The sequence below is a fragment of the Delftia sp. Cs1-4 genome, from assembly GCF_000214395.1.
Classification (GTDB): domain Bacteria; phylum Pseudomonadota; class Gammaproteobacteria; order Burkholderiales; family Burkholderiaceae_C; genus Comamonas; species Comamonas acidovorans.
In genome coordinates, this window is record NC_015563.1 from 1,273,528 (window position 1) to 1,295,490 (window position 21,963).

Consider the following 21,963-nt stretch of genomic DNA (forward strand, 5'->3'; position numbering starts at 1 on the left):
ATCATCCCTGAAGGCTTGAAAGGCCAGACGCACTGTTGCGCACCCAGGTCTTGAACCTGGCTCAATGGTGGCGTGGTGATGAAGTGACCAGAAATGGTCGGGGTGAGAGGATTCGAACCTCCGGCCTCTACGTCCCGAACGTAGCGCTCTACCAGGCTAAGCTACACCCCGTTGCTTTTGTAGACAAAGCAATGCAGCCTGAAATCAGGTGCGTCGCTCCAAAAGCTGAGAGGCTAATTGTAGCAAACTTGCCGTATGCAAATTGCTCGGGAGCACATTTATTGCGTCAATGGCGCGGCGCGCCTCGGCGTGTGCAGCCTCGCGTGCCACATCCAGCGCGCCTGTGCTGCGCACGATATCCACAACGGCAGACAACTGCTCGGTTGAGCCCTGCTCGATGGCGTTGCGCACGATGGCAGCCTGCTCCGGAGTGCCGCGCTGCATGGCGGCAATCAGCGGCAGGGTGCACTTGCCTTCGCGCAGGTCGTCGCCCAGGTTCTTGCCCATTTCCTGGGTGTCTCCTGTGTAGTCGAGCACGTCGTCAATGATCTGGAAGGCGGTGCCCAGTGCCTGTCCATATATGGCGCAGGCCTGTTCGATCTCGCGGGAGGCGTCGGCCAGCACGGCGCCCAGCTGCGCGCTGGCCTCGAACAACTGGGCGGTCTTGGAGCGGATGACGTGCAGGTAGCCAGCTTCGTCCAGCGAGGCGTCGTGCGTGTTGATGAGCTGCTGCACCTCGCCCTCGGCGATCACGTTGGTGGCGTCCGAGAGGATCTTGAGCACACGCATGCTGCCCACTTCCACCATCATCTGGAAGGAGCGCGAGTGCAGGAAGTCGCCGACCAGCACGCTGGCCGGATTGCCGAAGGTCTCGTTGGCCGTCGGGCGGCCACGGCGCAGGGTGGACTCGTCCACTACATCGTCGTGCAGCAAGGTGGCGGTATGAATCAGCTCGACCACCGCCGCCAGGACATGTCTGTCCCTGCCTTCGTAGCCCAGCGCATTGCAGACCATGAGCAGCAGGGCTGGGCGAAGGCGCTTGCCGCCGGCAGCGATGATGTACTGGGAGATCTGGGCAATCAGCGGGACGGTGGTCGTCAGGCGCTGGGCGATCACATGATCCACCTCGCGCATGTCGTCAGTGATCAGGGCAAGCGGATTGGGGGTGGAGAGAGCTGTGGTCAAGGTACTGTGGCCGCCAAGTGGATCGGCAATTATAGGAAGAGCGATCCCGCCTGCGGCCCGCCCTGGCGGTTGTTTGGGCGCGGGGTGGGAGCGCTTCATGCAAAGAATGTGAGTGCGTGCTAGAATCTCCGGCTTCCGTGGAAATTCGTTCGCGGAACTCTCAAATTCAAGAGGTTTAAATGTACGCAGTCATAAAAACCGGCGGCAAGCAGTATCGCGTTGCAGCCGGCGAAAAGATCAAGGTAGAACAGATTGCTGCGGACGTAGGCCAAGAAGTTGTGATCGATCAGGTTCTGGCAGTCGGCAACGGCGCTGAAATCAAGGTCGGCACACCTCTGGTGTCCGGTGCGTCTGTCAAGGCAACCGTGGTTGCTCACGGCAAGCACGACAAAGTGCACATCTTCAAGATGCGCCGTCGTAAGCATTATCAGAAGCGCCAAGGCCATCGCCAGCAGTTCACAGAGCTGCAGATCGTGGCGATCGCTGCTTAATTCAGGAGCTGAGTCATGGCACAGAAAAAAGGCGGCGGCTCTACGCGAAACGGGCGCGATTCCAAGCCCAAAATGCTCGGCGTGAAGGCTTTCGGTGGTGAACTGATCACGGCCGGCTCGATCATCGTGCGCCAACGTGGCACCAAGTTCCATCCCGGCGACAACGTCGGCGTGGGCAAGGACCACACCCTGTACGCTCTGGTGGACGGCCACGTGTCGTTTGCTGTCAAGGGTGCACTGTCCAAGCACACGGTCAATGTGACGGCTGCCTAAGCCCTGTCACTTCGACGCTCGAAGCCCCGACCTGTCGGGGCTTTGTCGTTTCAGGAGGGTTGTGCATCGTGCCTTCGCCCTCTTTTCCGTCTCTGAGGTGTGGCCTGGGGCTGTCTGGTGCACACTGCTTTTTGTAAACTGGATGCCTCATGAAGTTCGTCGACGAAGCTTATATCGACATTTCCGCCGGTGACGGCGGCAATGGCTGCGTGTCATTCCGGCACGAAAAATACAAGGAATTTGGCGGTCCCGATGGTGGAGACGGTGGCCGTGGCGGCCATGTCTACGCGGTGGCCGATGTCAACCTCAACACGCTGGTGGACTACCGCTTCTCGCGCCGGCACGATGCCACGCGCGGTGAGCACGGCAAGGGCTCGGACATGTTCGGCGCAGCGGGCAACGACATCACGCTGCGCATGCCGGTTGGCACCATCATCAGCGATGCCGAAACCGGCGAGGTGCTCTACGAGCTGCTGACGGCCGGTGAGGTGGTCACCATTGCCAAGGGGGGCGACGGCGGCTACGGCAACCTGCGCTTCAAGAGCGCGATCAACCGCGCGCCTCGGCAAAAGACACCGGGCTGGCCTGGCGAGCGCAAGAATCTCAAGCTGGAGCTCAAGGTGCTGGCCGACGTTGGACTGCTGGGCATGCCCAATGCGGGCAAGTCCACCTTCATTGCCGCGGTCTCCAATGCGCGTCCCAAGATTGCCGACTACCCGTTCACCACGCTGCATCCCAATTTGGGCGTGGTGCGCGTCGCTGCCGAGCAGAGCTTTGTGGTGGCCGACATCCCTGGCCTGATCGAAGGCGCCTCGGAAGGTGCGGGCCTGGGCCACCAGTTCCTGCGCCATCTGCAGCGCACCCGATTGCTGCTGCATGTGGTGGACCTGGCGCCGTTCGATGACAGCGTGGATCCTGTGGCCCAGGCCAAGGCCATCGTGGGCGAGCTGCAGAAGTACGATGCCGAGCTGTACAACAAGCCGCGCTGGCTGGTGCTCAACAAGCTGGACATGGTGCCGGCCGAGGAGCGCGCTGCACGCGTCAAGGACTTCGTCAAGCGCTTCAAGTGGAAGGGGCCGGTTTTCGAGATTTCCGCCCTGACGCGCGAAGGCTGTGAAGTGCTGATCCGCACCATCTACAAACATGTGCATGAGCAGCAGCAGATCGAAGCCGGTCCCAAGGAAATCGATCCGCGCTTCGTCGAAGTCGAGGGTGATGGCGTGGATCTCACCGATCCGCGTTTTGCACCCCGCGATTCCGAGTAAGAGCCGCCTGCCGCTCCCATCGCCTTGATCACAACAGCGGCGCGGCCTGCCTGGGCCTGCGCTGCAAGAATCACTATCCATCCATGTCTTCCAACTTGTTGCGTGATGCCCATCGCATCGTGGTCAAGGTCGGCTCCAGCCTGGTGACCAATGAAGGTCGCGGTCTTGATGAGGCCGCCATCCAGGAGTGGAGCCGCCAGCTGGCGGCCCTGGTGCGCGGGGATGAGAGCCATGGCGGTCAGCGGCGCGAGGTGATCATGGTCTCCAGCGGCGCGGTGGCTGAAGGCATGAAGCGCCTTGGCTGGGCCGCGCGGCCCAAGGAGATCCATGAGCTGCAGGCCGCCGCAGCCGTGGGCCAGATGGGGCTGATACAGATGTATGAGTCCAAGCTGCGCGAGCAGGGCATGGGCAGTGCCCAGGTGCTGCTCACGCATGCCGACCTGGCGGACCGCGAGCGCTATCTGAATGCGCGCAACACCTTGCTGACGCTGCTGGAGCTGGGCATCGTGCCGGTGATCAACGAGAACGACACCGTGGTCAACGATGAGATCAAGTTCGGCGACAACGACACCCTGGGTGCTTTGGTGGCCAACCTGATCGAAGCCGATGCCCTGGTCATCCTGACCGATCAGCGAGGCCTTTACAGCGCCGATCCGCGCAGCAATCCCGATGCGCGTTTCATCGACGTGGCAAATGCCGGCGATCCTGCACTGGAGGAGATGGCGGGCGGCGCGGGCTCGTCCATCGGCAAGGGTGGGATGATCACCAAGATCCTCGCAGCCAAGCGTGCGGCGGGCTCGGGTGCTTCAACCGTCATCGCCTGGGGCCGTGAACAGGACGTGCTGGTGCGTCTGGCTGCGGGCGAGTCCATTGGCACGCTGCTCGTGGCGCAGACCCACAAGAACCAGGCGCGCAAGCAGTGGATTGCCGACCATCTGCAGCTGCGCGGCTCCGTGTCCGTGGATGCCGGCGCCGTGGCCAAGCTGCGCGACGAAGGCAAGAGCCTGCTGCCCATCGGCATGGTGAATGTGGATGGCGAATTCGCCCGCGGCGATGTGATTGCCGTGCGCGATGCGCTGGGCATCGAGGTGGCGCGTGGTCTGGCCAACTATGCAAGTGCCGAGGCGCGCCTGCTTTGTCGTAAGAGCTCGGTGGAGATCGAGCGCCTGCTGGGCTATTCCGCAGGCCCGGAGATGGTGCACCGCGACAACATGGTGATTGCCGGGCACTGATGCTTGCGCAATCGGGGCAAAGAAAAAGCGCACCCTCGGGTGCGCTTTTGCATGGAGCCTTTGGCTTCAGGCCTTGCCTGGATCGGGGTGCAAGATCTGCTGCTGCCCTGACTGTGGATCAGGGTCGAAGCAGGCGCCAGGCGGCAACTCCATGCCGGGATTGACGCGAAAGCTGCCTGAGCGCGCCGGATGCAAGCCTGGAGCGCCATAGGTCTCGGGGCCTGTTTCATGGGCTTCCCTGGGGCGCATGCCGCTGCGAAGATAACGGTTGCGCTGCTGCTCGCCCCGTGGCAGAAAGCGTGCCAGTTCGGTCAGGGCCATTTCGTAGACGCCGCGTTTGAACTCCACCACCACATCCAGTGGCACCCAGTAGTCGTTCCAGCGCCAGGCGTCGAATTCGGGGTGGTCGGTGGCACGCAGGTTCAAATCCCAGTCGTGACCCATGAGTTGCAGCAAATACCAGATCTGCTTCTGGCCTTTGTAGTGTCCGCGCGCATCGCGGCGGATGTACCGGTCTGGCACCTCGTAGCGCAACCAGTCCCGGGTGCGGGCGACCACGCGAACGTGGTTGGGCATCAACCCCACTTCCTCATGCAGTTCCCGGAACATGGCCTGTTCGGGTGTCTCCCCCCGGTCAATGCCGCCCTGTGGAAACTGCCAGCTGTGGGTGCGGATGCGCTTGCCCCAGAACACCTGGTTCTTTTGGTTGAGCAGGATGATGCCGACGTTCGGGCGAAATCCGTCCCGGTCAAGCATAATCGAACCCCAATTTTCTGAATTGTGTCCATTATGCACGGTGCCTTGCCAGCGGCAAGCACGCTGCCCCGATTCCCGCGAAGCCCCTGATCCATGAAAGCCTCCCAATTTTTCATCTCCACCCTCAAGGAAGCTCCGGCCGACGCCGAAGTGGTCAGCCACAAGCTCATGACGCGGGCCGGCCTGATCAAGAAGCTGGGCGCAGGCATCTATAACTACATGCCCATGGGGCTGCGCGTGATCCGCAAGGTCGAGGCCATCGTGCGCGAGGAAATGAACCGTGCCGGTGCCGTGGAAGTGACCATGCCCGTGGTCCAGCCTGCCGAGATGTGGGAGGAGACGGGCCGCTTCGAGAAGATGGGCCCCGAGCTGCTGCGCATCAAGGACCGCCATGGCCGTGACTTCGTGATCCAGCCCACCAGCGAAGAGGTGGTGACGGACATTGCGCGCCAGGAGCTCAAGAGCTACAAGCAGCTGCCCAAGAATTTCTACCAGATCCAGACCAAGTTCCGCGACGAGCGCCGCCCGCGCTTTGGCCTGATGCGTGGCCGCGAATTCATCATGAAGGACGCCTATTCCTTCGACAAGGACCGCGACACCGCCCAGATCAGCTACCAGACCATGCGCGCGGCCTACAAGCGCATCTTCGATCGCTTCGGCCTGCAGTACCGTGCCGTGCGTGCCGACAGCGGCGCCATCGGCGGTGATCTGAGCGAGGAATTCCAGGTGATCGCCTCCACGGGCGAAGACGCCATCGTCTACTGCCCCAGCAGCGACTACGCCGCCAATATCGAGAAGGCCGAGGCCCTGGCGCCTGCAGGCCCCCGTCCCGCTGCAGCCCAGGCCATGGCCCGTGTGGCAACGCCGGGCAACAGCACCTGCGAATCCGTGGCCGCCCAGCTGGGCCTGCCGCTGTCGCAGACGGTGAAGTCCCTGGTGCTGGCCACCGACAAGCTCGACGACAAGGGCGAGGTGGCGGGAAGCCAGGTCTGGTTGCTGCTGCTGCGCGGCGACCATGAGATGAACGAGATCAAGGTGGCCAAGGTGCCTGGCCTGGACGTGGGCTTCCGCTTTGCCACTGTGGCCGAGATCGAGGAGCACTTCGGTTGCCAGCCCGGCTACCTGGGGCCCATCGGCCTGAAGCAGCCCGTGAAGCTGGTCGTGGACCGCGAGGTGGCCGTGATGGCCGACTGGGTCTGCGGCGCGAACGAGGCCGACTTCCACATCACCGGCGTGAACTTCGGCCGCGACCTGCCCGAGCCTGATGTCGTGGCCGACCTGCGCAATGTGGTGGCCGGCGACAAGTCCCCCGATGGCGCAGGCGAGCTGGCCATTGAGCGCGGCATCGAAGTGGGCCATGTGTTCTACCTGGGTACCAAGTACTCCCAGGCCATGAATGCCACCTTCCTGGCCGAGAACGGCAAGCCCTCGTTGTTTGAAATGGGCTGCTACGGCATTGGCGTGACGCGCCTGCCGGCTGCCGCCATCGAGCAGAACCATGATGAGCGCGGCATCATCTGGCCCGACGCGATTGCGCCCTTCACCGTGGTGGTCTGCCCCATCGGCATGGACCGCAGCGAGCCCGTGAAGGAAGCTGCCGAGAAGCTGCATGCCGAGCTGCTGGCACTGGGCGTGGACGTGATCCTGGACGACCGTGGCGAACGCCCGGGCGCCATGTTTGCCGACTGGGAACTGATTGGCGTGCCGCACCGCGTGGTGCTGTCCGACCGGGGCCTCAAGGAAGGCCAGGTCGAGTACCAGCATCGCCGCGACACGGAAGCGACCAAGATGGCCGCTGCCGATGTGCTGGGCCATCTCAAGCAGAGGCTGGGTCTGTGAGCCAGGCCCCCGTGATAGCGCGCCGCGATTGCCTGCGCCTGGCGGCTTCGCTGGGTGCTGCGCCGTTGCTGGGCGCGGTGGCCGCGCCCGCCTGGGCCGGCGGGCAGCTGGAAGAGCCGCTGGCCGATTCGGTGCGCACCGCGCTGAGTTCGGCCGTCACGGGATCGGCGCCGCCCGAGCTGCGCTTTGCCTCCACCGAGGCCCGCATGGACTACCTGCGCTGGCTCACGGCCAGCAGCGAGCGCCTGCGCTCGCGCAAGCCCGAACTTGCAACACGGCTGGAGTTCCTGCAGACCGTCTGGTACGAGGCCAAGCGCGCCGGACTGGAAATCTCGCTGGTGATGGGACTGGTGCAGGTGGAGAGCGCGTTCCGCAAGTTCGCCATCTCCAGCGTGGGCGCGCGCGGCTATATGCAGATCATGCCGTTCTGGATGCGGCTGATCGGCGATGGCGACATCGGCAAGCTGTTCCACATGCAGACCAATCTGCGCTTTGGCTGCGTCATCCTGCGCCACTATCTGGACCGTGAAAACGGCGATGCCTACATGGCGCTGGGCCGCTACAACGGCAGCCGCGGCCAGCCCCAGTATCCGAATGCGGTGTTTGCTGCGCAGCGCCGCTGGGAGATCGAGCCCTCGCGCTCGGCCTGAGGGGCCGCAGGCTGGCGCCTGGCGGCAGTCCTGCAGGCCTGCCTTGCTGCGTTTTCAGGACGACGTGTCCGGCGACATGCTGGACACCTTGGCTACGGCGGCGGCCGTATCGCCTGCATTGGGCGGGGCGGCCGGGCTGCTGCCCGACATGCGCGTGACCAGCACCTGGTCGATGCGGTAGCTGTCCACGTCCATGACCTCGAAGCGGTAGCCGCCCCATTGCACGGTGTCCGTGCGCCTGGGAATGCGCCGAAGCATGACCATGAGAAAGCCCCCCAGGGTTTCGTAGTCCTCGGAATGCGGCAACTCGTCGAGCTCCAGGGCCTGCATCACATCCTCTACCGGCGTGACGCCATCGATCAGCCAGGAGTTCTCGTCGCGGCGCAGGATCTGCTCCTCGTCGCCGGGGCTGACCAGGCCGCCCATCACCGTGCTCATCACGTCATTGAGCGTGACCACGCCGACCACCAGGCTGTATTCGTTGACGATGACGGCAAAGTCCTCATGCACCTGGCGGAACTGCTCCAGGACCTCGGCCAGCGTCAGGCGGTCCGGCACGACCAGCACCTTGTGGACCAGCGAGTCGTCCATGAGCGACAGGGACTGGTTGTTCAGCGCGCGCTGGAACAGGTCCTTGGCATCGACATAGCCGACGATGTGGTCGATGTCGCCGTCGCACACGGGGTAGGTGGAAAAAGGTTCTTCGGCAATGCGGACCCGGATCAGTTCATCGGGGTCGTCGCGGTGGAAGTAGGCGATGCGGTCGCGCTGCGTCATGGCCGAGCCGATGGTGCGCGAGTCAAGTTCGAACAGGTTGGCGATCACCTGCTGCTCCTTCGCGGCCAGCACGCCTGCGCGCGCGCCAGCTTCGGTCATGGCCAGGATGTCTTCGTGGGTGATGCGGTCATCGCGCACCGTGGGCAGGCCGAACAGCTTGGCAACGGCGTCGGCCAGGTGGTTGAAGCACCAGACCAGGGGCTTGAGCACGGCCATGCACCAGAGCATGGGGCGCAGCACGCGGATGGCCAGGGCCTCGGGCTCGGCCATGCTCAGGCGCTTGGGCAGCAGGTCGGCGAACAGAATGAACAGGGAGGTGACGCTGGCGAACGAGAGCAGGAAGCCCACGGTCTGCGCGCGGCTGTCAGGCAGCCAGAGCATCAGCAGCTCGGCCAGATAGGGGGTCAATGCCCCTTCGCCCACCACGCCGCCCAGGATGGCGACGGCATTCAGCCCAATCTGCGTGACCGTGAAATATTCGCCCGGCTGGGCCTGCATCTTCATGACCAGTTCGGCGCGGGGTTCGCCGTCCTCCATCATCTGCCGCAGTCGCAGGCGCCGCGAGGCGGCCAGCGAGATCTCGGCCACGGAGAAGAAGGCACTGGTCAATATCAGCGCGACGATCAACAGCAGACTTTGGGACAGACTCATAGGCAGGGCGGAGAAGCGGGCGCAGGCGCGCTTTTCCGGATGTGAAAGATGTGACCATTCGACCACACATCGCATGCCCCTGGCCCTGAGGCATGCCCGGGGAGTCCGCCGGCAGCGCGGCGCAAGCGAAAAAAAGCCACCCGAAGGTGGCTCGATGCTGCGCCGAAGGCGCGTGGTGCGATAAGGCTCAGGCCTTGGGTGCCAGCAGCTGCTGCAGCTCGCCCGACTCGTACATCTCCATCATGATGTCCGAGCCGCCGATGAACTCGCCCTGCACGTAGAGCTGGGGGATCGTGGGCCAGTTGCTGTAGTCCTTGATGCCCTGGCGGATTTCCTGGTCTTCCAGAACGTTGACGGTGGAGATGTCCTTGGTTTCCACGCCGCAGGCCTTGAGGATCTGGATGGCGCGGCCAGAGAAACCGCACATGGGAAAGCTGGCGCTGCCCTTCATGAACAGCAGGATGTTGTTGCTCTTGACCAGTTGGTCGATGCGTTGCTGGGTGTCGCTCATCTGTGTGGTGCTCCGGGGTCGTGGTGGGCGCCGCAGGCGCGGCGGCATGGATGGGATTATTTCACTCTCGGCGCGGACTTTGAAAGCATGCGGGATTGCTGCGCCCAGGCCAGAGCTCAGGTCAGAGCTCTGGCCTGCCCTTGCCATTGCCCGCCCGTGCAGCGGGCAATGCCGCCCAGGTCGTGGCGATGCTGCACGTCGCCAAAGCCGGCATGGCACAGCAGGGCGGCCACGGCATCGGCCTGGTCCCAGCCATGCTCCATCAGCAGCCAGCCGCCGCGGGCCAGCAGCGCGGGCGCCTGAGCGATGATGGCGCGGATATCGGCCAGGCCATCGGCACCGCTGGCCAGTGCCGACAGCGGCTCATGCGCCAAGGCCTGCAGGTGCGGATCGTCGTCGCGGATATAGGGCGGGTTGCTGACGATGAGGTCGAACGGTGCTTGCCCTGCCAGCGGCTGGAGCCAGCTGCCATGTGCGAACTGCACGCCCAGTTGCAGGCGCGTGGCATTGGCGCTGGCCACGGCCAGTGCGTCGGCGCTGGCATCCACGGCCCAGACCGTGGCGCCGGGGCGCTGGCTTTGCAGGGCAAGGGCTATGGCGCCGCTGCCGGTGCCCAGGTCCACCACGCGGCAAGCGGGGGCTGCCTGGGACTGAATTGGCATGAGCTCCAGCGCCCAGTCCACCAGGGTCTCGGTATCGGGGCGTGGGTCGAGCACACGCGCGTCCACGGTCAGATCGAGCCCGTAGAACTCCTTGTGGCCGAGCAGGTAGGCAACGGGTTCCGCGCCAAGACGGCGTGCGCACAGCGCGGCATAGGCCTCGGCCTGGGGGGCGGTCAGCATGTCCTCGTCATGGGTCAGCAGCCAGGCGCGGCCGCCAGACTGGCGCCCGAGCACATGCAGCAGCAGCATTTGCGCGTCGATGCGCGCAAGCCCCAGGGCCTGGGCCTGCTGCAGCGCTTCTTTGACGATGGGTGGATTGGCCATGGCCCGGGCCTCAGTTGTTGACCTGCAGCTCGGCCAGCAGTTCGGCCTCGCGTGCGGCCTGCAGCGCGTCGAGCACATCGCCCAGGTCGCCTTCCATCACGGCCAGCAGTTTGTAGATGGTGAGGTTGATGCGGTGGTCGGTGAGCCGGCCCTGCGGGAAGTTGTAGGTGCGGATGCGGTCGCTGCGGTCGCCGCTGCCGATCAGGCCCTTGCGCAGTGCTGCCTCCTTGGCCTCGCGCTCGCTGCGCTCCTTTTCCTGCAGGCGCGCCTGCAGCACCTGCAGGGCCTTGGCCTTGTTGCTGTGCTGGCTGCGGCCGTCCTGGCACTCGGCGACGATGCCCGTGGGCAGGTGGACCACGCGCACGGCCGAGTCGGTCTTGTTGATGTGCTGGCCTCCGGCGCCGCTGGCACGGAAGGTGTCGATGCGCAGGTCGGCAGGGTTGAGCGTGATGGCCTGGGTTTCGTCCGGCTCTGGCATGACGGCCACGGTGCAGGCACTGGTGTGGATGCGGCCCTGGGTCTCGGTGGCAGGCACGCGCTGCACGCGGTGGCCGCCGGATTCGAAGCGCAGGCGGCCATAGACGTCTGCGCCTTCCACGCGCAGCACCACTTCCTTGTAGCCGCCCAGCTCGCTCTCGTTGGCGCTCATGATCTCGACCTTCCAGCCCACCGCGTCGCAGTGGCGCGTGTACATGCGGGCCAGGTCGCCTGCGAACAGGGCCGATTCGTCGCCGCCCGTGCCTGCGCGGATTTCGAGGTAGGCGTTGCGCGCGTCATCGGGGTCCTTGGGCAGCAGCAGGCGCTGCAGCTCGTCCTCCAGCTGGACCAGCTCGGCCTCGGCGCTGGCGATTTCCTCCTGCGCCATGTCGGCCATGTCGGGGTCGGAGAGCATCTCCCGCGCGGCGGCCAGATCGGCCTCGCGCTGGCGGTGGCGCGCATAGCGGCCTGCAATGGCGGTGACGTCCGCGTGCTCGCGCGAGATGGCACGGTACTGCTTCATGTCGCCCATGATGTCTTCGCGCGAAAGCAGGAAGTTGAGTTCTTCAAGGCGCTGGGCGTAGCGCTCCAGTTGTTGGCGCAGAAAGTCTTGCATGGTGTGAGGCGGTGATGCGAAGGGCTGCTCGGGCAGCACTGCGGCGGGAAACGTGGGGGCCTGGAAGGGCGGATGGGCCGTAAAAACCGGGAGGGGCGGGGAGGGGCCTCAAGTGCGGCCGGGGCGCCACAGGCCCGCTGGCACGCGGCCCTGCGCAGGGGCGGCGAGCGCCGCTAGAGCGCCTTGTCGGGGGCCGTGCCGCGCGGGCCGCTTTGGGCCGAGCGCAGGAACAGGCGCGAGACCGTGTCCATGGTCTGGCTGCGCTGGTCGGCATCGCCCTTGTGCAGCTCGGCCAGGGTGCCGTGCAGCATTTTCTGCGTGAGGCCGCGCGACAGGGCCTCCAGCACGGTGTCGATGTCCTCGCCCTTGGCCAGCAGCTTCTTGGCGCGCGCAATCTCCAGCGCACGCCATTCATCGGTCTGGGTATTGAGCTGGCGGATCAGCGGCACCACACCGGCCTGCGGGCGGCGCTGGTCCAGCCAGTGCATGAAGCTTTGCACGCCGTGGTCGATGATGACTTCGGCCTGCTCGACCGCTGCCTGGCGCTGGGCCTGGCCCGTGCGCACCACGGTGGCCAGATCGTCCACAGTGTAGAGGTAGACGTCGCGCAGGTCCTTGACCTCGGATTCGATATCGCGCGGCACGGCCAGATCGACCATGAACATGGGGCGGTGCTTGCGCTTCTTGAGCGCGCTCTCCACGGCGCCCAGGCCGATGATGGGCAGGCTGGACGCCGTGCAGCTGATCACGGCATCGTATTCATGCAGATGGTCGGGCAGGTCGGCCAGCCGCATGGTGCCGGCGCCGAACTGGGCAGCCAGCTTCTCGCCGCGCTCCAGCGTGCGGTTGGCGATCATGATCTGCTTGGGGTGGCGGGCCGCGAAGTGGGTGGAGACCAGCTCGATCATCTCGCCCGCGCCCACGAACAGCACGCGGATCTGGGACAGGTCTTCGAACAGCTGGCCGGCCAGCCGCACGGCGGCAGCGGCCATGCTGATGCTGTGGGCGCCGATCTCGGTGGAGCTGCGCACTTCCTTGGCCACCGCGAAGCTGCGCTGGAACAACTGGTTCAGCGTGCTGCCCAGGGCGCCTGCGTTCTCTGCGGCGCGCACGGCATTCTTCATCTGGCCCAGGATCTGGGCCTCGCCCAGCACCATGGAATCGAGCCCGCTGGCCACGCGGAAGGCATGGCGCGCCACATGGCCGTCTTCCAGCAGATAGGAGTGCGAGCGCAGCAATTCGGACGAAATACCGCCGCTGTTGGCCAGCCAGTGCAGGGTGTGGTCCATGGCCGGCATCTCGGCCGCGCAGTAGATCTCGGTACGGTTGCAGGTGGAGAGAATGGCGGTCTCGACGGCGCTGTGCTGGCGGCCCGGGCCGGTCAGCGATTCGCGCAGGCCCTGCAGCGTGGGCACGATCTGGTCAAGCGCGAACGCGAAACGTCCCCGCATATCAAGCGGAGCCGTGTGGTGGTTGATGCCGAGTGCCCAGACTGCCATAACCCGGGATTATAAAATTTCGCGCAGTTTCAGGCATCCCTGATCACAACACCCTGGAATCGGAGCCCGCACATGGGATGGATTGCGAGTACGAATCATTGGCTGAACTTCCTGGCGCCTGCACTTTTCCTGTCGCCGGCCCTGATGTTGTGCGCGCTTTTGATCTATGGAAAATCGCAGCAATCCCTTGCCTGGTGGTTGCAGGTTGCTATCAATTTGGTTGTTGGTGCGCTGGTGTTGCTGGCCGGTTTGTGGTGGTTCGGGCGCGATGCAAAGATGGCGACCTACACCGCCCTGGTCCTCGTGATGGCGCTTTGCCAGTGGGTGCTTTCGCGCGGCTGGCGCTGATGGCTGACAGCAAAGATTGATGCAGATCAACGGAAGAGGGCGTTTCTCCCGGCGATCAGGGGCCTGAGACTGCGGCTGGAGGCACGGCACCCGGCGCGGCCTGCTCCAGCAGCCATGCACGGAACTGCACAAACGCTTCGGAAGGCGCCCGCGCGGCCGGCCGGCACAGAAAGTAGCCGCGTTCGATGTGGACGGGTGCAGGCAAGGCAAGGGCCACGCGGCCGGCGGCCAGGTCTTCCTCCACCAGGCAGCGCTGCACCAGGGCCACGCCCATGCCGGCAGCCACGGCCTGGACCAGCAGGGCCACCAGTTCGAAGTCTGCCGCAGGCGCGGGGCAGGGCCCGGGCAGGCCGAGGTGGCTCATCCAGCGCGCCCAGTTGCCCGGGTAGTTGGTGTGAAACAGCAAGGGGCGCGCAAGCACATCCGCTGCGCTGCGAATGGCTTGCGGGCCCTGCAATTCGCGCGGATGGCAGATGGGCACCAGATCGCGGCCCACCACATAGTCGGCCACCACATGGGCGGGCCAGGGCTCGCTGCCCACGCGCAGCCAGCCGTCTATCTCGGCGGCGGACAGCGGGTCATCGCGCCGATAGGGGGCGAACGAAAGGACGATACCCGGATGCAGGGCATTGAATCGCGGCAGGCGTGGAATCAGCCAGTGGCTGAACAGCGTGGGTACCACCGACAACCGCAGTTGCGGGCCGAAGTGGCGCCTGCGTGCGGCGGCCGAGGCCGATTCGATGGCGTGTACGGAGGGCTCCACGGCTTGCAGGTATTCCCGGCCAGCCTCGGTCAGCACGCTGCGCCGGCCCTGGCGCTCGAAAAGGGCAAAGCCCAGGTGCTCTTCCAGCCGGGCGATGGCGCGGCTGATGCCGCCCTGGGTGACATACAGCTCCTGGGCTGCCAGCGAGTAGCTGCCCAGGCGCGCCGCCGCCGCAAAGGCGTGCAGCTCGGAAAGCGAGGGAGAGTGCATGCGCATGACGGATGCAATTATGACGGTTTGTCATAGTTGCTTGCCGTCTTGTCTCTTTTCGCGCGTGCGGCGGCTGTCCAGAATCGGCGCCTGTTCCGCGAAGCCCTGCCCTGCAGCAGGCCGCTCTTTCATCCATCACGAGAGGAAACACACCATGGCAATGCGCCGCACCCTGTTGTCCAGCCTGGCCGCCTGCGCCGCCACTGCTCTTTTGGCTCCCGTCGCCTGGGCCCAGGGCCCGGCTGCCGACTATCCCAGCCGGCCGATCCGCCTGGTCGTGCCGTTTGGCGCGGGCGGCTCCACCGACATGGTGGCGCGTCTGCTGGCCGAGAAGATGAGCGTGATCCTGGGCAAGTCCGTGGTGGTGGACAACCGGGGCGGGGCGGGCGGCTCCATTGGCGCCTCCGAAATTGCGCGTGCTGCGGCCGATGGCTACACCATCGGCATGGCCACGGTGAGCACGCATGGCTCCAACCCGGCCATCTTCCGCAAGCTGCCCTACGACCCGATCAAGGACTTCGCGCCCATCACCAATGTGATGTCCGTGCCCAGCGTGTTCGTGATCAACGCCAGCGTGCCCGCCAAGACCATGAAGGAGTTCATCGCCCTGGCCAAGGCCAACCCGGGCAAGTACAGCTTTGCCTCGCCGGGCACAGGCTCCCTGGGCCACGCCAACATCGAGAATTTCATGAACCTGGCCGGTATCGACCTGCTGCACATCCCCTACAAGGGCGCGGGCCAGGCCATCACCGACGCGCTGGGCGGCCAGGTCAATGCCATGACGGACAACCTGCCCTCCACGCTGCCCCACATCAAGGACGGCAAGCTGCGCCCGCTGGCCGTGCTGGCCTTCAAGCGCGCCGACGTGCTGCCCGACGTGCCCACCTACACCGAGCTGGGCTTCCCGCAGATGGGCGATGGCGGCTGGTTCGGGCTGGTCGCACCTGCCGGCACGCCGCGCCCCATCATCGACAAGCTCAATGCGGCTGCGCACAAGGCCATGGCCATGCCTGACTACCTGGAAAAGCAAAAATCCATCTCGGGCGAGTCCATGGGCAACACGCCCGAGGAATTTGCCAAGCAGATCAAGGCCGCCATCGAGCGCTACACGGCCGTGGCCAAGCGCGCCAACATCAAGCTCGACTGATGGACCGCATGGCACAGACCGATTTTCTGCGCCCCCGGCCGGACACCCCGGTCGTGGTGCATCCCGCCACCGGCGAGGTGCTGCCCATCGTCTGCGACTCACCGCACAGCGGCACGTCCTATCCCGAGGATTTCGGCCATGCCGTGCCCATGTCCCTGCTGCGCCGTGGCGAGGACACGCATGTGGCCGCGCTCTGGGATCAGTGGCCCGCGCATGGCGCAACGCTGATCGAGGCCACCTTTCCGCGCACCTACATCGACCCCAACCGCAGCGAGGCCGACCTGGACCCCGCCCAGATCGACGGCCAGTGGCCCGTGCCCCTGGCGCCCAGCGTCAAGACCCGCCAGGGCCTGGGCCTGATCTGGCAGCGCATCAGCCGGGACGGCGTGGCCACGCCGCTGTATGAACGCCCGCGCACGGTGGCCGAGGTGGAGCACCGCATCGCGCGCTACTGGCGTCCCTACCATGCGGCGCTGGCGCAGGCCATCGATGACAGCGTGCAGCGCTTTGGCGGCGTCTGGCACCTGAACCTGCACTCCATGCCCAACGATGTCTACAAGCGCCTGGGCCGCACCGATGCGCCGCCGCTGGCCGACTTCGTGCTGGGCGACCGCGACGGCACGACCTGCGCGCCCGAGTTCATCCAGCTGGTGGGCGAGACGCTGGCGGGCTTTGGCTACAGCGTGGCCTACAACGAGCCCTACAAGGGCGTGGAGCTGATCGGCCGCATAGGCCAGCCGCACCTGGGCCGGCACAGCCTGCAGATCGAGATCCGCCGGCCGGTCTACATGGACGAGGACACGCGCGAGCCCAACGCGGGCTTCGAGCCGCTGCGCGGCCATCTGCGTGAGCTGATGGCCGTGGTCGCGGCGCATGTGCGCGCTGAAATGGCCGGGCGAGGCTAGGCCGGGCTGGCGGGGTCGCCGGGCATGGGCGGCGTGCCTGGTGAGCCCGGCATGCCTGCCACCACCGGCGCCGCCACCGAGGTGGTGGCCGGTGGCGACAGGTACAGGCCCGCGCCCTTGAGCGATGCCAGGATGCTGAACAGCACATCGCTGCGCACCCCGCCCGCATTGCGCGGGTTGCCCACGTAGCCGATGGCCAGGAAGGTCAGCGTGCCGTTGGCGATGCCTTCGAGCTGCACCAGAGGCTCGGGCGTGTCCAGGATGCCTTCATGCGTGCGAAAGGCTTCCAATATCAGGGTGCGCATGCGTTCGGCATCGGTGTCCAGCGGTGCGGGCAGGCGCAGCAGCACGCGCCCGGGCGCGCCGGCCAGCGTCATGTTGCGCACGGTCTTGGTGATGAATTCCGAGTTGGGCACGATGACGGTGGAGCGGTCGCCCAGCTGGATCTCGGTGGCGCGCACGTTGACGCGGCGCACGTCGCCCTCGGTATCGCCCAGCACCACCCAGTCGCCCACTTTCACGGGCCGCTCGGCCAGCAGGATCAGGCCCGAGATGAAGTTCTGCACGATGGCCTGCAGGCCAAAGCCAATGCCCACCGACAGCGCGCTGGCCACCCAGGCAATGCGCTCCACGCTGATGCCCAGCCCCGCCAGCGCCACGGCCACCACGAAGATGCCGCCCACATAGCCCAGCAGCGTGGTGATGGAGCTGCGCATGCCAGGCTCCAGCGAGGTGTTGGGGAAGTAGCGGTCCGTCAGCCAGCGCTTGATCACGCGGATCACGATCAGGCCCGTGACGATCACGGCGAATGCGGTGAACAGGGCCTGCGGCGCCATGGTGAAGTCGCCCACCTTGAGGCTGTGGTTCACCGTGCTGCCGCGGCGAAACACCTCGTCCGGCCCCGTGCCCAGCGGGGCCAGCAGGGCGATCACCATGTAGAACAACAGGGCCACGCGCAGCAGGCCCGAGACCAGCACCGAGGCCTGGTCGAGCAGCCGGCCCTCGATGCCCAGGCTCTGGTTCAGCCGGGTGCCGAAGCTGCCCTTGGACGACAGCAGGGCCTCGCACAGATCGTCGCCCAGCTGGAACAGCAGGTAGGTGGTGGCAAAGACCACGCCGGTCCACACCATCTGGCGCGCCAACGTTCCGGCCAGCGCCACGTAGCCGGTCACGGCCAGCGCAATGGTGGCAATGCTGGCCACCGCCGCGCAGGCTACGAGCAGGCCCACCCACAAGGGCCGGGGCGGTGCGGGCTCGGCCTGGGCGCCGTCTTCCTGCGCGACCGGCGCCGGCGCGCGCAGATGCCGCAGGGCCAGCATGACCACGGCCGAAATCAGCAGGGCCGACAGGGCGTGCACCGTGACCTCGGCGGCCAGGCTGGCGCCGATGATGGCGTTGACTTCGGTCACCAGGCCGTTGAGCGCGGCTCCGGCGGCAATCCACCAGGGATAGGGGCTGAGCCGCTCGGCCAGCTCGTCCGACACGCCGGGCAGGCGCCAGGAACTGCGCCTGCGCGACAGCAGGGTCTGGCCCAGCGACACCACGAAGGCGCCGAACAGCGTGACCTGCACACTGGCCTTGGCCAGCGCGTCCAGCGATTCGCTGAAGCCATCGCCGGCCTTGAGCACGCTCCAGGCCAGTTGCGCTGCCAGGCCGATCAGCAGCGTGTTGATCAGCACGGTGGCCGCCGCGCGCAACGAGCGGCGCAGGCGGCCGCTGGGCAGGCGCGCGGGCGCGGCACGCACCAGCAGACGCTCGGCCAGCCAAGGGCCGAGCAAGGCGATCAGCAAGGCGGCGGCCAGGCTGGCGATGAAGCCGCCCCGGCGATCGGACGCCATGGTGGAGGCGACGGCCTGGCGCAGCTCGCGCCCCAGGCCCTGCAGGCGCGCCGCGTCCAAAGGCGCGGCAGCGCGCAGGTTGCGCCAGAAGGGCCGGCCCAGTGGCGAGTCGGTGCGGGCCGTCAGCGCGGCCTGGAATTGTTCGCGGCGTTGGCGTATCAGCTCGTTGCCGCGCTGGTCGGCATCGACCGACACCAGCCGCGCGAGTTTGAGTTCGGAATCCACGGCACTGCGCTGCCTGGCCAGGCTGGCGCGCTGCTCGGCCACATCGGGCGCATCGGCAGGGGCGCCTTTTTCGGGCGCGGGGCCCAGGCCGGCCAGGCGCGAATCGATGTCGGCCAGTTCCTCGGTGCGGCGGGCTGCGACCTGGTCGGCCGCCGTGCCTATGGCCGCAGCCTCGTCCAGCAGCTTGCGGCCGTCATCGTCCTCGGCCAGCTTGCGGGGAATGGCGTCCAGCTGCTTGCGCAGATCGTCCACGCTGGGCAGGGCGGGCCGGCCGTCGGGCGCCGCCGTGGCCGCCGTTGCTGTGCGGTCCTGCGCATGGGCCGGAGCGGGCGCAGTGAGGACCAGCATTGCCAGGACCATCAGGCCGGTGGCCAAGCATTGGCGCAAGGCCTGCGCCCACGTAGGGCGCAGCGGGAGAGGGCACGGGCGGGGCGGTGTCATGGACGCACATTGTGCGGCGGGCCGCCGCGACGGTTGTTTCCAAAGGTCCGGCCCCGCCAGCCGGCAGCCGTCTCAGCGCGATGCGGGACTGAACATATCGACACGGTCGGTGATGACGCCGTCCGTGCCCAGGTCGATCAGGCGCTGCGCGGCCCATTCATCGTTGACCGTATAGCTGCTGCAGCGCAGGCCCGCGCCATGCACCTTGGCGACCAGGGCGGCATCCCACAGCGCATGGTTGAGCACCATGGCCGCGCAGCCCAGGTCCAGCGCGGTGCGCAGGTCGGCATCGCCCGTGGCATCGGCCAGCTTGTCCACCAGCAGGCCCCGCGGAATGTGCGGTGCCGTGTCGCGTGCGCCCTTGAGCGCATCGGTCTTGAACGAGGTGAACAGCGGCTGGATGCGGTCCCTGGGCCAGATGCGGTTCATCAGCTCGCCCGTGGCGCGGCCCGTGGCCTCTTCCTGGCCGGGCGTGGGCTTGATCTCCACGTTCAGGAAGAAGTGGTTGGCCAGGCACCAGCGGGCCAGGGCTTCCAGCGTGGGCAGGGCCTCTCCCGCAAAGGCGCGCGAGTGCCAGCTGCCGGCGTCCAGCTGGGCGATTTCGCCCATGGACAGGTCGCCACCCGTGCCGTGGCCGTTGGTGGTGCGCTCCAGCGTGGCATCGTGCATCAGGAACAGCACGCCGTCGGCAGACAGCTTGGCATCGCACTCGAACATGCGATAGCCGTGCGCGGCGCCCAGGCGGAAGGCGGCAATGGTGTTCTCGGGCGCCAGCTTGCCGGCGCCGCGGTGGGCCACCCACAGGGGGTAGGGCCAGGATTTCAGGTTCTCGGTCATGGCGAGTCCGTCAAAAGAAGGGAGCTTGGATGGAAAAAGAGAGCCTCTGGGGCTCTCTTGGAAAAGGTCGGAGAGCCGGCCTTCAGGGGATCAGATCCGCTTTCCGGATTCTGCGTCGAACCAGTGCAGGCGACGCTCTTCGGAAGGACGCACGCGCATGGTCTCGCCGGACTTGGGGAAGGGCGCGCCTTCGTCGATGCGCACCGTCATCGTCTCGCCATTGAGCGAACCATAGACCAGGCGCTCGGCACCCAGCATTTCAACGGTGTCCACCTTGATTTCCCAGCCGCCTTCGTTGACGACGACCAGGTGCTCGGGGCGAATGCCGAGGATGCGGCCGGCCGTGCCGCCGGGCGCGTTCTTGAGCAGGTTCATCGGGGGCGAGCCGATGAAGCTGGCCACGAAGGTGGAGGCGGGCGTGTGGTAGACCTCTTCGGGCGTGCCGAACTGCTCCATCACGCCGCCGTTCATGACGATCATGCGCTGGGCCAGGGTCATGGCCTCGACCTGGTCGTGGGTCACGAACAGGCTGGTGATGCCCAGCTCGGCGTGCAGCTTCTGGATCTCGATGCGGGTCTGGCCGCGCAGCTTGGCGTCCAGGTTGGACAGCGGCTCGTCGAACAGGAAGACCTTGGGCTGGCGCACGATGGCGCGGCCCATGGCCACGCGCTGGCGCTGGCCACCCGACAGCTGGCGCGGCTTGCGGTCCAGCAGGTGCGACAGCTCCAGGATCTTGGCGGCCTTGTCCACGCGGCGCTTGATCTCCTCGGGCGGCACCTTGGCGATCTTCAGGCCGTAGGCCATGTTCTCGTAGTTCGACATATGCGGGTACAGCGCATAGTTCTGGAACACCATGGCGATGTCGCGCTTGGCCGGTTCCACGTCGTTGACCACCTTGTCGCCGATCAGCAACTGGCCGTCGGAGATCTCCTCCAGGCCCGCCACCATGCGCAGCAGGGTGGACTTGCCGCAGCCCGAAGGGCCGACGATGACGACGAACTCGCCGTCCTTGATTTCGGCGTTGACGCCGTGCAGTACCTGGTTGGCCGACGGGCCCTGGCCGTAGCGCTTGATCAGGTTGCGAAAGGAAATGGATGCCATACGAAGATTCTGGTTGAGTCGCAGAGCGAAGGGCGCTGGCGCTTGCTCTGCGGGGTTCTATACGGTGGGTTGGGGCGGCGGCGAGCGGTTTACTTTTCGGTGTCCACCAGGCCCTTGACGAACCAGCGCTGCATCAGGATCACCACGGCGGCGGGCGGCAGCATGGCCAGCAGGGCCGTCGCCATCACCACGTTCCAGTCATTGCCGGTATCGCCGCTGGCCACCATGCGCTTGATGCCGATGACCACGGGGTACATGTCTTCCGAGGTGGTCACGAGCAGCGGCCACAGGTACTGGTTCCAGCCGTAGATGAACTGGATCACGAACAGCGCCGCGATCGAGGTCTTGGACAGCGGCACCAGCACATCCTTGAAGAAGCGCATGGGGCCTGCGCCGTCGATGCGGGCGGCCTCCACCAGCTCGTCCGGCACCGTCAGGAAGAACTGGCGGAACAGGAAGGTGGCCGTGGCCGAGGCGATCAGCGGAATCGTCAGGCCGGCGTAGCTGTTGAGCATGCCCAGCGTGGAGACGACTTCGTAGGTGGGGCCGATGCGCACTTCCACGGGCAGCATCAGGGTCACGAAGATCAGCCAGAAGCAGATCTTCTTGAACGGGAAGCGGAAGTACACCAGCGCGAAGGCCGACAGCAGCGAGATCGCGATCTTGCCCACGGTGATCACCATGGCCGAGACGAAGCTGATCCACATCATGCGTGCCACGGGCGCGCTGGAGCCGGGGCCCGAGCCACCGAACAGCGCGGCCTTGTAGGTTTCCCAGAAGTTGCTGCCGGGCACCAGGGGCATGGGCACCTGGATGATGTCCTGCGGCGTGTGCGTGGAGGCCACGAAGGCCAGGTACAGCGGAAAGCCGACGATGATCACGCCCAGCACCATGATCAGGTGCGAGAAAAAGGAGAGAAGGGGACTGCGTTCAACCATGA

The 21,963-nt window shown here is 66.0% G+C and carries 21 protein-coding genes and 1 tRNA gene; 9 read left to right on the forward strand and 13 right to left on the reverse strand.

Annotation, left to right across the window (positions count from 1 at the left end; translation table 11 throughout):
- Window positions 1-94: 94 nt before the first annotated feature.
- Both DELCS14_RS05615 and DELCS14_RS05620 read right to left on the reverse strand, forming a co-directional pair.
- Window positions 95-171, reverse strand: a tRNA-Pro gene (locus DELCS14_RS05615).
- 33 nt (window positions 172-204) lie between these two features.
- Window positions 205-1,134 carry a polyprenyl synthetase family protein gene (locus DELCS14_RS05620; protein WP_013800821.1) on the reverse strand — a complete coding sequence of 310 codons (930 nt, stop codon included), beginning with the start codon at window positions 1,132-1,134 and terminating at the stop codon, window positions 205-207.
- 230 nt (window positions 1,135-1,364) lie between these two features.
- Between DELCS14_RS05620 and rplU the strand changes: the two genes are divergently transcribed.
- The 4 genes from rplU (at window position 1,365) to proB (ending at window position 4,446) form a co-directional block, all read left to right on the forward strand.
- Complete coding sequence (rplU, locus tag DELCS14_RS05625) at window positions 1,365-1,676, forward strand: 50S ribosomal protein L21 (protein ID WP_012207284.1); 312 nt, start codon at window positions 1,365-1,367, stop codon at window positions 1,674-1,676.
- A gap of 15 nt (window positions 1,677-1,691) precedes the next feature.
- Window positions 1,692-1,949, forward strand: coding sequence for a 50S ribosomal protein L27 (gene rpmA / locus DELCS14_RS05630; protein WP_012207283.1), 258 nt, complete (start codon window positions 1,692-1,694; stop codon window positions 1,947-1,949).
- 149 nt (window positions 1,950-2,098) lie between these two features.
- Window positions 2,099-3,214, forward strand: a complete 1,116-nt coding sequence (cgtA, locus tag DELCS14_RS05635; RefSeq protein ID WP_012207282.1) for an Obg family GTPase CgtA — start codon at window positions 2,099-2,101, stop codon at window positions 3,212-3,214.
- 83 nt (window positions 3,215-3,297) lie between these two features.
- Window positions 3,298-4,446, forward strand: a complete 1,149-nt coding sequence (gene proB / locus DELCS14_RS05640) for a glutamate 5-kinase (protein WP_012207281.1) — start codon at window positions 3,298-3,300, stop codon at window positions 4,444-4,446.
- Between the two features lie 66 nt (window positions 4,447-4,512).
- Here proB and DELCS14_RS05645 read toward each other — a convergent pair whose 3' ends face one another.
- The gene (locus DELCS14_RS05645) at window positions 4,513-5,202 is read right to left on the reverse strand and encodes an RNA pyrophosphohydrolase (RefSeq protein ID WP_013800822.1); all 690 of its coding nucleotides are present in this window, start codon (window positions 5,200-5,202) and stop codon (window positions 4,513-4,515) included.
- 93 nt (window positions 5,203-5,295) lie between these two features.
- Here DELCS14_RS05645 and DELCS14_RS05650 point away from each other — a divergent pair, with 93 nt between their 5' ends.
- On the forward strand, window positions 5,296-7,041 hold the full coding sequence (locus DELCS14_RS05650; RefSeq protein ID WP_013800823.1) for a proline--tRNA ligase: 1,746 nt from the start codon (window positions 5,296-5,298) through the stop codon (window positions 7,039-7,041).
- The gene (locus tag DELCS14_RS05655; RefSeq protein ID WP_013800824.1) at window positions 7,038-7,691 is read left to right on the forward strand and encodes a lytic transglycosylase domain-containing protein; all 654 of its coding nucleotides are present in this window, start codon (window positions 7,038-7,040) and stop codon (window positions 7,689-7,691) included. Before DELCS14_RS05650 ends, DELCS14_RS05655 begins: the two co-directional genes overlap by 4 nt.
- A gap of 54 nt (window positions 7,692-7,745) precedes the next feature.
- Here DELCS14_RS05655 and DELCS14_RS05660 read toward each other — a convergent pair whose 3' ends face one another.
- From DELCS14_RS05660 to hemA, 5 genes are all read right to left on the reverse strand, one after another.
- Window positions 7,746-9,119 (reverse strand): hemolysin family protein, encoded by a 1,374-nt coding sequence (locus tag DELCS14_RS05660; RefSeq protein WP_034396907.1) that lies wholly within the window; start codon window positions 9,117-9,119, stop codon window positions 7,746-7,748.
- Between the two features lie 187 nt (window positions 9,120-9,306).
- Window positions 9,307-9,630, reverse strand: a complete 324-nt coding sequence (gene grxD, locus DELCS14_RS05665; RefSeq protein WP_012207276.1) for a Grx4 family monothiol glutaredoxin — start codon at window positions 9,628-9,630, stop codon at window positions 9,307-9,309.
- A gap of 116 nt (window positions 9,631-9,746) precedes the next feature.
- Window positions 9,747-10,616, reverse strand: a complete 870-nt coding sequence (gene prmC / locus DELCS14_RS05670; protein ID WP_013800826.1) for a peptide chain release factor N(5)-glutamine methyltransferase — start codon at window positions 10,614-10,616, stop codon at window positions 9,747-9,749.
- A 10-nt stretch (window positions 10,617-10,626) separates the two neighbouring features.
- Window positions 10,627-11,709, reverse strand: a complete 1,083-nt coding sequence (gene prfA, locus DELCS14_RS05675) for a peptide chain release factor 1 (protein WP_013800827.1) — start codon at window positions 11,707-11,709, stop codon at window positions 10,627-10,629.
- Between the two features lie 173 nt (window positions 11,710-11,882).
- Entirely contained in the window at window positions 11,883-13,208 is a 1,326-nt protein-coding gene (hemA, locus tag DELCS14_RS05680) for a glutamyl-tRNA reductase (RefSeq protein WP_012207273.1), read from the reverse strand.
- Window positions 13,209-13,280: 72 nt separating this feature from the next.
- Between hemA and DELCS14_RS05685 the strand changes: the two genes are divergently transcribed.
- Window positions 13,281-13,556 carry a hypothetical protein gene (locus DELCS14_RS05685; RefSeq protein WP_013800828.1) on the forward strand — a complete coding sequence of 92 codons (276 nt, stop codon included), beginning with the start codon at window positions 13,281-13,283 and terminating at the stop codon, window positions 13,554-13,556.
- Window positions 13,557-13,611: 55 nt separating this feature from the next.
- Here the strand turns inward: DELCS14_RS05685 and DELCS14_RS05690 are convergent, their stop codons facing one another.
- Window positions 13,612-14,535 (reverse strand): LysR substrate-binding domain-containing protein, encoded by a 924-nt coding sequence (locus tag DELCS14_RS05690; protein WP_013800829.1) that lies wholly within the window; start codon window positions 14,533-14,535, stop codon window positions 13,612-13,614.
- Between the two features lie 148 nt (window positions 14,536-14,683).
- Here DELCS14_RS05690 and DELCS14_RS05695 point away from each other — a divergent pair, with 148 nt between their 5' ends.
- Both DELCS14_RS05695 and DELCS14_RS05700 read left to right on the forward strand, forming a co-directional pair.
- Window positions 14,684-15,676, forward strand: coding sequence for a tripartite tricarboxylate transporter substrate binding protein BugE (locus tag DELCS14_RS05695; protein WP_012207270.1), 993 nt, complete (start codon window positions 14,684-14,686; stop codon window positions 15,674-15,676).
- Window positions 15,676-16,581: an N-formylglutamate amidohydrolase gene (locus DELCS14_RS05700; protein WP_013800830.1), complete on the forward strand. Its 906-nt coding sequence runs from the start codon at window positions 15,676-15,678 to the stop codon at window positions 16,579-16,581. The genes DELCS14_RS05695 and DELCS14_RS05700 overlap by 1 nt, the downstream gene beginning before the upstream one ends.
- On the opposite strand, the gene DELCS14_RS05705 is transcribed toward DELCS14_RS05700, so the two are convergent.
- The 4 genes from DELCS14_RS05705 to ugpE form a co-directional block, all read right to left on the reverse strand.
- A complete protein-coding gene (locus tag DELCS14_RS05705) occupies window positions 16,578-19,004 on the reverse strand; it encodes a DUF3772 domain-containing protein (protein ID WP_043796591.1) in 2,427 nt (808 codons plus the stop codon). The genes DELCS14_RS05700 and DELCS14_RS05705 overlap by 4 nt on opposite strands.
- A 153-nt stretch (window positions 19,005-19,157) precedes the next feature.
- A complete protein-coding gene (gene ugpQ, locus DELCS14_RS05710) occupies window positions 19,158-19,922 on the reverse strand; it encodes a glycerophosphodiester phosphodiesterase (RefSeq protein ID WP_013800832.1) in 765 nt (254 codons plus the stop codon).
- A gap of 90 nt (window positions 19,923-20,012) precedes the next feature.
- Window positions 20,013-21,023 carry a sn-glycerol-3-phosphate ABC transporter ATP-binding protein UgpC gene (gene ugpC, locus DELCS14_RS05715; protein WP_013800833.1) on the reverse strand — a complete coding sequence of 337 codons (1,011 nt, stop codon included), beginning with the start codon at window positions 21,021-21,023 and terminating at the stop codon, window positions 20,013-20,015.
- Between the two features lie 89 nt (window positions 21,024-21,112).
- Entirely contained in the window at window positions 21,113-21,961 is an 849-nt protein-coding gene (ugpE, locus tag DELCS14_RS05720; RefSeq protein WP_012207265.1) for a sn-glycerol-3-phosphate ABC transporter permease UgpE, read from the reverse strand.
- Between the last annotated feature and the right edge of the window lie 2 nt (window positions 21,962-21,963).